This is a genomic window from Vagococcus sp. WN89Y (assembly GCF_052220145.1).
Lineage (GTDB): Bacteria > Pseudomonadota > Gammaproteobacteria > Enterobacterales > Enterobacteriaceae > Kosakonia.
On sequence record NZ_JBQPOM010000069.1, the window covers coordinates 1 to 11,908 of the forward strand.

The following is an 11,908-nucleotide window of genomic DNA, read 5'->3' on the forward strand; positions in this document are numbered from 1 at the left end:
TGCGGTGAGATTAATAATGCCGAGGGCCTGGGAAAGTTCCATTTAAAAAGGGTTCCATGATGAACATGAAACCCTTTTTACACCAGCCACCGGATCGGTCAACCGATCCTTAAACGATCGGCATTAGGCTGCGGCCGCTTTTTTGTTGCCTGCTGTGCGCTAGCGGCGGCGCAGTTTCCACAGCAACAGCATCATAATTGCGCCAGGCAACCACACCCACAGCAGCTCGGAGATAATCACCTGATGGCCGTAAGGCGTGGTGTAACGCGACAACGCAAAGGGCGCGACTTTTATTACCTGCCAGGGAGCGAAGAAACGCTCATCCGACCAGGGCCATAGCCAGCCCACGCCTTTGCCGCCGGTGGTGACCGAGTCGAGCAAACTGTGCGACAGGAGCGAGACGGTGAGAAACGCCCAGCAGCGCATCAGGCTGGCTTTGAACCACCTTCGCCCCATCCAGGCCACCAGCAGCGGTACCACAAAAGCAAACAGCAGCGAGTGGGTAAAGCCCCGGTGACCGAAAATATTGCCGTAAGCGACGCCGAATTTAAACGCCAGCACGTCGGCATCCGGCAGCATCGACAGCGCAATACCGGCGAAAAGCAGGCGCGCCGGAACGGCTTTGCGGCCAAGACCTAAGCCGAGACACAGCGGGACGGCGGCGTGAGTGATAATTGTTGGCATAATAATTACCCGTGGTAAATGAGCAATGTTATAGCGAAACAGAGGGTTGCACTGCAAGGGGAAGTCTGAATTATGCCGATTCGCGCGCTATCAATTGCCCGGAGAGCGTAATGCGCTGCGTTTGTAGCTCAGGCTCTTTTAGTTTACGCAGCATAAGCGCAGCGGCCTGGCGGCCGGTCTCTTCGCTGGCGGAGGAGACATACGTAAAAGAGGGCGAGGTGAGGTTCACATGCAGCATATCTTCAAAGCCGATAAGCGCAACCTGCTGAGTCAGGAACACATCTTTGCCCACCGTGCGCCCGGTATGATGAATGCCGGAAATCGAACCAATCATCGCATCCGGTGAATGGCAAAGCAGCGCGGTGATTGTGTTGTTTTTTTCCAGTAATTGCCGGGTCGCCAGGCTGGCGGCCTGGGTATCATCGCTACATGCTGGCGTTGATTCTGCCCGTAGCGCCAGGCCATATTGTGCCATCGCGCTGTGAAAACCCAGCAGCCGTTGCTGGCGAATCAGATCGTCCTCCCGACCGCCGATATAAGCAATATTACGGTGGCCTCGTTCAATTAAATAGCGCGTGGCGAGGTTCGCCGCCTGGCGATTATCCCGCATCACCAGGCAACAGTTCTCTTCCAGTAGCGACTGGGAGACCACCACTAACGGGAGAGGACACTCGCGGATTTGCGCGGGCAAATGCGGGTGGCGCGGATCGCAGGCCAGATAAATGACGCCCGCAACACCTTGTTGTTTGAACGACAACAGGCAGCGCTCAAGATGCTCGCCCTCGTTAAGCGGCTGGCCGAGAAACACCATATAGCCTTGCTTTTCCAGCTCCTGCACGATGCTCGCCATCACTTTGATTGAGAAGCTGTCGCTGAAATCGCGCAGGATAAGGCCGATAAGGTTTGAGGTACTGGCGCGCAGGTTGGCCGCCGCAACGTTATGCACATAGCCGAGCGCGTCGATGGCAGCGTGAACTTTCGCGATGGTCGCCGCAGAAATTTTCCCTTTCTGGCGCAGTACCAGCGAGACCGTCGACACGGATACGCCCGCCTGTTTAGCGACATCAATAATGCTGACTCTCTTCAAATTCTCTCCCTGAAATTGCGTGCTGGCGCGCGGGTAATAAGCGCGCCAGCAATAGTATTATTTGCCGAGCAGGGTGGACATGGTTTGCGCGATAAATTGTGCCCTGGCGCCAAAAATAACCTGGATGCCCGTGTCGCCAACAAATACCACGCCTCGCGCACCCACGCTGTTTAGCCCCTCTTTATCGACCAGATCGCTTTTGGCGACTTCCAGGCGCAGGCGAGTGATACAGGAGCCGACCGAGTCAATATTCTGCCTGCCGCCGAGCAAGCCGATAATTTCGCTGGCGATTTCGCTGTCTGTCTTATCGTTTGCGGTTGCCGTGACATCAGTGCGACCCGGCGTTTTGACATCAAAGCGGCGGATGACAAAACGGAAGGTAAAGTAGTAAATCAGCGCCATCGGCACGCCGACGATAGCGGCATTGAGGAAGTTCGTCTGGTAACCATTAAACGACGGCAGGATACCAAAAGAGATGTAGTCAATCAGCCCGGCGGAGAACGATTTTGCGATATGCGCGTGCAGCAGGTACATGGTCATATAGGCCAGACCAGCCATGATCGCGTTAAAAATATATAAAATCGGCGCCACAAAGATAAAGGTGAACTCTACCGGCTCGGTGATGCCCGTCAGAAAACAGGTCAGCGCTGCGGAGAAAAGGATCCCGGAGGCAATTTTCTTATTCTTCGTGTGTGCTTCGTGGTACATCGCCAGGCAAGCGGCAGGCAGCGCAAACAGCATCAGCGGGAACTCGCCCTGCATAAATTTGCCAGCGTTATGATAGGTGTCGCTACTAAACGATTTCACGCCATCTTCCAGCATTTTGAACCAGATGGTTTGATCGCCGTGGATAACCTGGCCGGCCTGGGTGGTGTAGTCGCCAAACGAATACCAGAAAGAGGGATACCAGATATGGTGCAGGCCCAGCGGGATCAGCGCACGCTCCACCACGCCGAAGATAAAGGTCGAGGCTGCCTGATTGTCGCCGTTGACGATGATAGAAAGCGCATCGATACCTGCCTGAATATGCTGCCAGACGTAGGGCAAAAGCAGGCCGAGGATAAAAGATAAAAACGCGCTGGCGATAGCCACAAAGCGCTTACCAGAGAAGAACCCGAGAAATTCGGGCAGTTGCAGGGTGTGAAAACGGTTATAGCACCAGGCTGCCAGGATACCGCAGATAAGGCCGCCGAAGACGCCCATTTGCAGCGTCGGGATGCCAACCACCATCGCATATTTCCCGCCCTGCGATGCCATCTCCGGCGTGATACTGAGTACGGTACTGATAGTGATATTGGTGACAAATACCGACACGGCGGCAGACAGCGCAGCAATGCCTGATTCGGATGCCAGTCCGACGGCGGAGCCGATAGCGAAAAGCATCGGCAGGTTATCAAAAATAACGCCGCCCGCGTTCATCATCAGCGGCAGGTGGAACTTGTCGCCGAAAGCCAGTAATAAGCCTGCGGCAGGCAGTAAGGAGATTGGCAGCATTAAGGCCCGGCCAATCATGGATAACTTCGACAGCGATTTAACAAACCCTGATATCAGACTCATGCTGACTTCCCCCGATGTTGTGCTTTTTACGCACTGTTATTGTAAGTAGAACGTTTTAGTAGAACGTTCTACTTATCGTGAAAGAAGGCACAAATCGCTGCAACTGAATTTTGACGTTTCGTCAGAGGAGATTGTTATTATTTGATGTGGATCGGAAATCTTCCGTACTTTTTGAAAGGGTTTATGTAAGGAAAGTGCCGGGGAAAGATCCCCGGCAGGAAGAGCAGTTTCAGGCAGTGACGGTCACGCTTTGCCCGGCAAAACTGACGGTTTGACCGGCGACGATTTTGCAGCGCTTGCGCGTTTCTACCGCACCATCGACAGTCACTTGCCCGTCTGCGATAAAGATTTTTGCCTGCGCGCCGCTTTCGCTCCAGCCTTCCAGTTTCAGCAGATCGCACAGCTCTACGTGCGGGTGTTTTCCAAGAGAAAATGTTGCCATCTTATACGCCTTCTACATCATGATATTCTTCGCACGCCTGGAGCGTGTTCTGGATAAGGGTCGCAACCGTCATCGGGCCTACGCCACCCGGAACAGGGGTTATCCACGAGGCACGAGCGGCGGCTTCATCAAAAATCACGTCGCCCACGACTTTGCCGTTTTCCAGACGGTTAATACCGACATCAATAACGATCGCACCTTCTTTGATCCACTCGCCCGGAATAAAGCCGGGTTTACCGACGGCCACAATCAGCAGGTCGGCGTTTTCAACGTGGTGGCGCAGATTTTTGGTAAAACGATGCGTGACGGTGGTGGTACAGCCAGCGAGCAGTAGCTCCATGCTCATCGGGCGTCCCACGATATTGGATGCGCCGATCACCACCGCGTTCAGGCCATACGTATCGATGTTGTAGCGTTCCAGTAAGGTCACAATACCGCGCGGTGTGCAAGGGCGCAGGCGCGGTGCGCGCTGACACAGGCGACCAACGTTGTACGGATGGAAACCGTCAACGTCTTTATCCGGGGCGATACGTTCCAGCACTTTTACATTGTCGATACCGGCAGGCAGAGGAAGCTGCACCAGAATGCCGTCAATGGTGGCATCCGCATTCAGTTTGTCGATAAGTTCCAGCAGTTCTGCTTCGCTGGTGGTTTCCGGAAGATCGTAAGAACGGGAGAGGAATCCCACTTCTTCGCATGCTTTGCGCTTGCTGCCGACATAAATTTGCGATGCCGGGTTGCTTCCGACCAGCACAACGGCAAGCCCTGGCGCACGTTTTCCCGCCGCCAGGCGGGCACGCACTTTGTCTGCAACTTCAGAGCGAACCTGCTGCGCAATCGTTTTACCATCAATAATTTTTGCTGCCATCAGAGAGAGGATTCCGTCTGTCATATCAACTAAGGGGGACAGGACTATTTTGTCAGAAGCGCGGCACGCTGTCAGTTATCGTTTGTGGTTTTAACCATTGTGTTGAATGAATCAGTAGATTTGATGCTAAAAATAGATGAGTTGGTGAGTTAATGTGCGCTGTCGTTCACTAAGCAAGCATCCGGCGGAAAATTGATTGACTCACCTGGTGCTGACCGTATAATTCCAGCCGATTCCACCTCGCTGTGGAACATCCGCATAATGCGCCCTTAGCTCAGCTGGATAGAGCAACGGCCTTCTAAGCCGTAGGTCACAGGTTCGAATCCTGTAGGGCGTACCATTAATTATCAAAGAGTTACACCATTCCTCCTGTTTCGAATTTTTCTTCCTGGGACATATTTGGGACATCTTCATCAAAAATAGCGTCTATTTTCCGTGGCGATTCAGCATTTTTGAAAACATCTTCGTTTGCCCTGAATGAGCCTTATTACGGCAACAGTGCGTCTGTAAAACTGTTTACACCACCCCTGGACAGCCGGGATATCATCGGCGCGGCCACGCGCTGCCTTGATGCTGCCTGGAAGGATGGTCACCGCTACCAGAAAGCAGAGGTAATGCTCGGGGACTTTTTCAGCCAGGGCGTCGCGCAGCTTAATCTGTTTGATGGCAACGCACCGCGACATAACAGCCGCGCGTTGATGGAAGTGCTGGATCATCTGAACGCCAGAGATGGACGAGGCACGCTGTATTTTGCAGGACAAGGCATACAGCAGCAATGGCAGATGAAAAGAGAAATGCTCTCCAGGATACACAACACGTTACACGGATCTGTTAATCGTAAAGTAATGGAGCAGTTAATTCAGGACCCAACAGAATGCATTAGGTCCTGTCAGCAAATCAATCGGACATGCTGTTAATTTTTTCTCTTACTTCTATAACCTTATCGTAATACTCCGTACCTTTCTTAACTTGTTGAAGATTTTTGTCCACCATCTGCCTGAATGAACGTCCTTGCTTATTCACAGGGTTAGGATCGGCTCCGTGGTCGAGCAGAAAGTGAACCTTATCAAAATCGGCACGGAAAAATGCATCAACAAGTGGGGTTTCACCTAAGTAATCCCGGCTGTTTACATCCGCTCCCCGCTCAATTAAGAGTGCCAGTGTGGCTGTATTCTTTGAATCTAACGCTGAAAAAATGAGGGGGACATTAAGTAATTTATCCCGGGAATTAGGATCAAGCCCACCGTCGAGAATAGCTTTTAACCATATATCTTTATCTCCCATGGCCATCATTTGAGCAGGAGTCCCAGGCATATTCGGCTGTGCTTGCTGAGGGTCTGCTCCGCCGCGTACCAGATCCGTGACGATTTCTAACCTTACTGGTGGGTTATCGTTATACATAGCCTCATTTAGAGCGAAAAATAGCAGGGTCAGTTGTTCATTTCCCGGCGTGTTAAGGTCAGTATTTTTTGCAAGTTTGAGAATGGATTCACGATCTGCTGCCTGAATGGCTTTAGCCAGGGCAAGTTGGGCGCCAGTAAAATGTTTTTCGGGGTCTATCTTTTTCATATCATTACACGCCGATAACAGAGTAAAGAGTAAACAAATCAGGATCGCGGATGCGAATTTTTTCATGCTATAACCTGCTTTTAATAATTCCAATATCCTCATCCTTTTGAGCTTCAATGCAGTCAATCACCTGTGACATAGCGTGCTTATCCCACGTCCATCCAGTACCCCCGCTGAGTTCTTTGGCTTTACCAATGGCGTCAGGGAACATATTTGAAACACCCGCTTTCATCGCGAGGGCTGGGCTTGACAGGTCAAAATTGGCATTGGCCAGGTTATCAAAACTAATTTCCTGGACTGAGGTTAGCACCTCGCCACTGACTCTGTAGGCCGAGATTGCAGATCCATCACCAATAAGACGCCCGCCATATTTTTCAACTGTACCGCTCTTCAGCCCGGCTGAATTGTATGTCCAGGTTGGTTGGCCACTGGCTATTCCTGCAGCAGAAGCCAGGCCGCCACCGAGTGAATGACCCGCTATGTCTACGTTGTTGCCGGTCTGCGCGATCTTACTGCCAATATTTACCGCTTTCTCATAATATGTTGAGTGGAATCCTCCTCCCTGAGCCAGGTTGTTGCCCCAGTCCATCATTTTATCGGGTCGCGTACCTCTAAAAACCACGGTCGGGTTCATATCATTCCCGAATACAGATTTGTCTGGTGCATAAACGCGGCTAAAGAAATTGGGTTCAGCTGACTGGTCAAATAGCATCTCACGTTTTAAGCCTAAAGATGACAGTGCGTTCTCATCATTGCTTATATCAGTCCACCCCTCCGGCACATCAGGCAAGGATTCCAGAGCATTTACTGGCTGCCCGGCGCGGCCATAAATATTTTGTGCGAGCTTTGCCTTTTCGACAGCGACATTATTTTCTGCCAGCCGGTTAGCGGTTGTTTGTGCGTCGGGATAAATACTGCGCTGCCCTTTACCGATAAGATTTTTTCTCTCCTGCCAGCGTTCCGCTTTGGTGAGTGGGCGCGTAGTCTCATCCCAATTGCCTGGGCGACTGTTCCCCGGACTGGGATCTTCTCCTCTCATCGCCGGTTGGTAACGTGTTAACTGCGCAGGCGGCATAACGGTGGCGGGGGGGCGCTTACCAAAGGCATTCACCATCTCTTCATATCGGCGAATAATTTTACTGACTGGATATATCATTGATACATCAGTAGTTGAAAAAGACTGAAGGCGACCTTCGCTGTTAATAAAAAATAACTCGCTCATTGGTGACCACATACGACAGCTGTCGTTGATGGCAACCAGGGTACCGCGTTCAAGTTCATGAGCTGCGACAATACGCAGATCGCGGCCTGTCTGATATGGATTCGCGCCAGTACGGGATCGAAGATTATCGAGCCGACTTAACATAGAAATCACGGAGGATGGCGGAAGTGATTTAATCCTTTGTGCGGCAAGCTGTGGACGAATGATGAATGAAAATCGCCACGGTGCCAGTCTTTCTTCGAAAATCCAGGCCAGTGACATATTGTTAGTCATGGTGCCGGCTCCCTGTTCACGCCAGTCCATTTGCTGATATTCATTTGTTCTCCTGAAAAAATGACCACACAACGTAAGAGTTGTTATCCTGGTGACTTCGTATTCCTCCCCGGCTCGGCAAATAATTATATAAAGCCATGCCATAAATTACAGGCAAGGCGCAAAAAAGTGTCGAATTGCGCATGTAACCTTACGGTGGAATGATCCTTCAGTGAAACCTCCAGCCGTAAGGCCGCAGCATAGGGGGTAGGGAGAAAAACTGGTGCGCGTCCTTAAGTACTACGATTTATAAAGGAATTTGATTTAAATACAGATAGCATTGGTTTGCGTTCTCTGAGTCGGATTTGTGTCATTCATGGAAGGCGCGGAAAGGTCTGCGATGTAAAATGAATACACGAAATGACACAAATCGGTTGCGAGCGCGGTTTAATTTACGTAATTACAGCAAGTTAATTCGTGCTATACGTTCTTCTAAGCCGTAGGTCACAGGTTCGAATCCTGTGGGGCGTACCATTTCTTCTGATACTGACCGATATTGTGTTTGTCCAGAGCGTGCTTTCTTTATTTCTGTTACTTCCAGTGCATAAAAATATTCCCAGAACGCTGAATCAAAAATGTCGGCAGGGTGAATAACGAATTTCCTTTAAAGCCGAAAAATTACGCATACATGACTACAGTCACACTTCTTTTTTACCAGGGTTGTGCGACGTCTTTCAATTCGATATAAGCGATTGTTGAAGGGCGTAATCAGCCAGTCTGAGCGAAACCTGATTTCATTGAAACCGAAGGCGGAATCAATGAAATCAGGTTTTTTTTTGCTTCAAACACCGGCTGGAAAAGCGGGCAGGGAGGAACGGTCAGCAGCACGGCTAATGCCAGTGAAATTCGACGCGGGCTAAAACCGGCTCCGTTTACCTGGCACGTTTTTATTTAACGCGACTCAGCGTTCAGAACTGAATTATTCCTTCATTGCATGTGGTCGCATGCTGATTTTTATTTATGACAAAGGAGAGTTTAATGGTGCAAACATCATTTCCGGAAGGATTTCTGTGGGGCGGTTCGATCGCAGCTAATCAGGTAGAAGGAGCATGGAACGAAGGTGGAAAAGGCGTATCCACATCCGATCTTCAGCCGCATGGCATACATGGTAGTGCATCAGAACGGGATAGTTCTAACGCAAACATTAAAGACATTGCCATCGATTTTTATCATCGTTATCCGCAAGATATAAAACTCTTTGCCGAAATGGGTTTTAAAGTGTTGCGTACGTCGATTGCATGGGCGCGTATTTTCCCCCAGGGCGACGAAAAAGTGCCAAATGAAGAGGGGCTGGCCTTTTACGATCGCCTGTTTGATGAAATGACAAAATATGGCATCCAGCCGCTTATTACTTTGTCGCATTATGAAATGCCTTATGGTCTGGTGAAAAATTATGATGGTTGGGCAGGACGGCAGGTTATCGATCTCTTTGAGCGCTACGCGCGTACCGTTTTTACCCGTTATCGTCACAAGGTTAAATACTGGCTTACCTTTAATGAAATTAATATGGCACTTCACGAACCATTTACCGGCGTTGGGCTGGCGGGTGAAAGAAGTCAGCAGGAAATATACCAGGCCATTCATCATCAGCTGGTTGCCAGTGCGCGGGCAGTAAAAGCCTGCCATGAAATTATTCCCGGGGCGAAAATTGGCAGTATGCTTCTGGGAGCAATTCGCTATCCAATTACCTGCAAACCCGAAGATGTGCTGGCATCGCAACGCGCCAATCGCGACTGGTTATTCTTTGGCGATGTGCAGGCCAGAGGCGCTTACCCGGCATGGAGCGCTCGTTTCTTTCGTGAACAGAATATTGTTCTGAATATTACCGACCAGGATTATGCCGACCTGAAAGAGACGGTAGATTTTATCTCATTCAGTTATTACATGAGCGGTTGCGCCGCTGCGCAGACGGAGCTATATCAGGATGAGCGCGCTAATATTCTCAGCATGATACCCAATCCGCATCTTGAAAGCTCTGAATGGGGCTGGCAAATCGATCCGCAGGGTTTACGTTTCCTGCTTAATGAATTGTACGATCGTTACCAGCTACCGTTATTTATTGTTGAAAATGGGCTAGGCGCAAAAGATACGCCAGCGGATGATGGCACGATAGAAGATAATTATCGTATTCAGTATTTGCAGGCGCATTTGCAACAGGTGCGGGAGGCGCTTGACGACGGAGTCGAGTTACTGGGCTATACCAGTTGGGGGCCAATTGATTTGGTCAGCGCAGGGACGGCACAAATGTCAAAACGTTATGGTTTTATCTATGTAGATCGCGATGATGCAGGTCTGGGCTCGCTGGAGCGGCGGCGCAAAAAAAGTTTTTTCTGGTATCGCGATGTTATCCAGAGTAATGGGATAAATCTGAACGCTTCATTCTGATGAGTGGATAATAAAACAGAAAGGTGCTGCTGAAAAATGCAGTGCCTTTATTTTTTGTTGCTAACATTTATATAAGCACAGGTAAAGTTCAGCACAAATAGAGTAAAAAATTGTGCTGCATAAGTTAATGCTCCTACATCAATTTCAGACTGATATATTCCGCCTGAGCTCACACTTCTTTTACTGATAACCATGATGGGAGAGGGGATAAACAGGGTTTTAGCAATAAGATAACACTTATAGGGATATATCCATTTACTGCTGGCTGCTGGTTTGTGAGGGCCTGGGGAAATGAGAATGCCAAATATTACCTGCCAGAAAGGTTTATCAGTTCAGTTTTTCAGAAGGGGGAAGAGTTGCATTTTAAGTGTATGTTTAAAACATCGCTGCTGCGAACACGTTGGCAACGCTAAATAAACTTACTGATTTGCGATAACCAGCACGGAAAATTCTTTTTATACCACTGTGTGTAAAGAGACAATGCGGGCTTTTTACGCACAAATAGCAACATCATCACTTCAGTAACTACCCACGCTTTGCAAATCGCGATTTCCCGGCTTAACGCCCTTGCTTTGTACTGTCTGTTTATTCGGCAATAACGTTCTGCTATTGCATAATAATCAGCATGCGTGCCCATTCCTTTTATTAAAGGTGCCAGATCGATTGCCGGAGAACCCTGCCCGAAACGTTCCCAGTCGAACAGAACGATATCTCCGTTAGCTCTTCTGCCCCAATTCCCGGCATTACTGTCACCTGATATCACTCCTTCAGAGCAAAAAAGGATGTCGCTGGCAGTTTTTATTTTACGCAAGACCGAGCGTGCCTCTGAACAAAGGTTCAGGTGCCTGTTTGTGATATCGCTGGCATTATCAGACCAGTGGTGCTGGTGCAGACAGGAAGAGGAAGCTAAAGGATGTGCATGGACGACACTTAACATCTGCAAAAATACGATGTTATCACGAAGTTCATTCTGGGTGATGGAATAGGGAATATATTCTAAGGATACGCTACGTGTTGTCGTATTTAATTCATAAACAAGCGGCAATCCAAGCCCTTTGTGGCTCAGGATTTGTGCTACATATTTATAAAAATACAATTCGACAATACTGACGTTCTGCTTGTGGATAACCGGCGTCCCGCCCAGGTTAATTCGACGGACTGTTGCATTACCCATTCTGGCTAAATTTTCAGCCATTGTTATACGTTAAGCCATTGTAAAAAAGGGGCGTGGTAGCCTACGCCCCTGATGCTTAGATTGCAAAATCTTCGAGTTTTTTACCATCTTCAATGGCTTTAGCAATCACTTTTGGCGTGCGGCCCTGGCCTGTCCAGGTTTTCTCGCTGCCATCTTCGTCAACATACTTATATTTAGCAGGACGGGGCGCGCGAACGGATTTAGATTTTGTGGTCTGACCTTTCAGTGAAGAAAGAAGCTCGGTCGGATCGATACCTTCATCCAGTAATTTCTGGCGGAAAGCAGCAAGTTTAGCTTCTTTCTCTTCTTGTTCTTTACGTAAAGAAGCTTCTTCTTCACGACGTTCTTCTACGACAACAGAAAGCTTTTCCAGCATCTCTTCAAGCGTTTCCAGCGTAACTTCACGAGACTGTACTCTAAGGGTGCGAATGTTATTAAGTGATTTCAGTGCTTCTGACATAGCGTCACTCCTTGTCATGGGAAATGAAATAAAGTATCGACTTAATTTTTGGTGATAAAGTCATAAAGATCAACACGAGAATTTATATTTTAGTAAATATAGATGCAGGTTTGCAACCCCATGATTT

11 protein-coding genes and 1 tRNA gene are annotated in these 11,908 nt (G+C 49.1%); 3 read left to right on the forward strand and 9 right to left on the reverse strand.

Going from position 1 to position 11,908, the window contains the following annotated elements:
• Window positions 1-159: 159 nt before the first annotated feature.
• The 5 genes from ACTU3N_RS20095 to folD form a co-directional block, all read right to left on the reverse strand.
• Window positions 160-684 (reverse strand): metal-dependent hydrolase, encoded by a 525-nt coding sequence (locus ACTU3N_RS20095; RefSeq protein ID WP_443087903.1) that lies wholly within the window; start codon window positions 682-684, stop codon window positions 160-162.
• Window positions 685-754: 70 nt separating this feature from the next.
• Window positions 755-1,771 carry a Mal regulon transcriptional regulator MalI gene (malI, locus tag ACTU3N_RS20100; protein WP_443087904.1) on the reverse strand — a complete coding sequence of 339 codons (1,017 nt, stop codon included), beginning with the start codon at window positions 1,769-1,771 and terminating at the stop codon, window positions 755-757.
• 57 nt (window positions 1,772-1,828) lie between these two features.
• Entirely contained in the window at window positions 1,829-3,328 is a 1,500-nt protein-coding gene (locus tag ACTU3N_RS20105; RefSeq protein ID WP_443087905.1) for a PTS transporter subunit EIIC, read from the reverse strand.
• A gap of 229 nt (window positions 3,329-3,557) precedes the next feature.
• The gene (gene ybcJ / locus ACTU3N_RS20110) at window positions 3,558-3,770 is read right to left on the reverse strand and encodes a ribosome-associated protein YbcJ (RefSeq protein WP_443087906.1); all 213 of its coding nucleotides are present in this window, start codon (window positions 3,768-3,770) and stop codon (window positions 3,558-3,560) included.
• Between the two features lies 1 nt (window position 3,771).
• Complete coding sequence (folD, locus tag ACTU3N_RS20115) at window positions 3,772-4,638, reverse strand: bifunctional methylenetetrahydrofolate dehydrogenase/methenyltetrahydrofolate cyclohydrolase FolD (RefSeq protein ID WP_443087907.1); 867 nt, start codon at window positions 4,636-4,638, stop codon at window positions 3,772-3,774.
• A gap of 263 nt (window positions 4,639-4,901) precedes the next feature.
• On the opposite strand from folD, the gene ACTU3N_RS20120 reads away from it, so the two are divergent.
• Both ACTU3N_RS20120 and ACTU3N_RS20125 read left to right on the forward strand, forming a co-directional pair.
• Window positions 4,902-4,978: transfer RNA gene (locus ACTU3N_RS20120), tRNA-Arg, on the forward strand.
• Window positions 4,979-5,090: 112 nt separating this feature from the next.
• Window positions 5,091-5,555 carry a DUF4113 domain-containing protein gene (locus ACTU3N_RS20125; protein WP_443087908.1) on the forward strand — a complete coding sequence of 155 codons (465 nt, stop codon included), beginning with the start codon at window positions 5,091-5,093 and terminating at the stop codon, window positions 5,553-5,555.
• On the opposite strand, the gene ACTU3N_RS20130 is transcribed toward ACTU3N_RS20125, so the two are convergent.
• Both ACTU3N_RS20130 and ACTU3N_RS20135 read right to left on the reverse strand, forming a co-directional pair.
• The gene (locus ACTU3N_RS20130; RefSeq protein ID WP_443087909.1) at window positions 5,536-6,300 is read right to left on the reverse strand and encodes an ankyrin repeat domain-containing protein; all 765 of its coding nucleotides are present in this window, start codon (window positions 6,298-6,300) and stop codon (window positions 5,536-5,538) included. The two genes, ACTU3N_RS20125 and ACTU3N_RS20130, sit on opposite strands and share 20 nt — an antisense overlap.
• Window positions 6,275-7,702, reverse strand: a complete 1,428-nt coding sequence (locus ACTU3N_RS20135; RefSeq protein WP_443087910.1) for a hypothetical protein — start codon at window positions 7,700-7,702, stop codon at window positions 6,275-6,277. Before ACTU3N_RS20135 ends, ACTU3N_RS20130 begins: the two co-directional genes overlap by 26 nt.
• A 1,017-nt stretch (window positions 7,703-8,719) precedes the next feature.
• On the opposite strand from ACTU3N_RS20135, the gene ACTU3N_RS20140 reads away from it, so the two are divergent.
• Window positions 8,720-10,126, forward strand: coding sequence for a glycoside hydrolase family 1 protein (locus ACTU3N_RS20140; RefSeq protein WP_443087911.1), 1,407 nt, complete (start codon window positions 8,720-8,722; stop codon window positions 10,124-10,126).
• A 409-nt stretch (window positions 10,127-10,535) separates the two neighbouring features.
• Here ACTU3N_RS20140 and ACTU3N_RS20145 read toward each other — a convergent pair whose 3' ends face one another.
• Window positions 10,536-11,321, reverse strand: a complete 786-nt coding sequence (locus ACTU3N_RS20145) for a phosphotransferase family protein (RefSeq protein ID WP_443087912.1) — start codon at window positions 11,319-11,321, stop codon at window positions 10,536-10,538.
• A 55-nt stretch (window positions 11,322-11,376) separates the two neighbouring features.
• On the reverse strand, window positions 11,377-11,781 hold the full coding sequence (locus ACTU3N_RS20150; protein WP_443087913.1) for an H-NS family histone-like protein: 405 nt from the start codon (window positions 11,779-11,781) through the stop codon (window positions 11,377-11,379).
• Window positions 11,782-11,908: the final 127 nt, after the last annotated feature.

What these genes read in the sequence shown, in the direction of transcription:
- ACTU3N_RS20095 (WP_443087903.1), bottom strand. Translation starts at nt 684, where the DNA reads ATGCCAACAATTATCACTCACGCCGCCGTCCCGCTGTGTCTCGGCTTA.
- ACTU3N_RS20105 (WP_443087905.1), bottom strand. Translation starts at nt 3,328, where the DNA reads ATGAGTCTGATATCAGGGTTTGTTAAATCGCTGTCGAAGTTATCCATG.
- ybcJ (WP_443087906.1), bottom strand. Translation starts at nt 3,770, where the DNA reads ATGGCAACATTTTCTCTTGGAAAACACCCGCACGTAGAGCTGTGCGAT.
- folD (WP_443087907.1), bottom strand. Translation starts at nt 4,638, where the DNA reads ATGGCAGCAAAAATTATTGATGGTAAAACGATTGCGCAGCAGGTTCGC.
- ACTU3N_RS20135 (WP_443087910.1), bottom strand. Translation starts at nt 7,702, where the DNA reads ATGACTAACAATATGTCACTGGCCTGGATTTTCGAAGAAAGACTGGCA.
- ACTU3N_RS20140 (WP_443087911.1), top strand. Translation starts at nt 8,720, where the DNA reads ATGGTGCAAACATCATTTCCGGAAGGATTTCTGTGGGGCGGTTCGATC.
- ACTU3N_RS20145 (WP_443087912.1), bottom strand. Translation starts at nt 11,321, where the DNA reads ATGGCTGAAAATTTAGCCAGAATGGGTAATGCAACAGTCCGTCGAATT.
- ACTU3N_RS20150 (WP_443087913.1), bottom strand. Translation starts at nt 11,781, where the DNA reads ATGTCAGAAGCACTGAAATCACTTAATAACATTCGCACCCTTAGAGTA.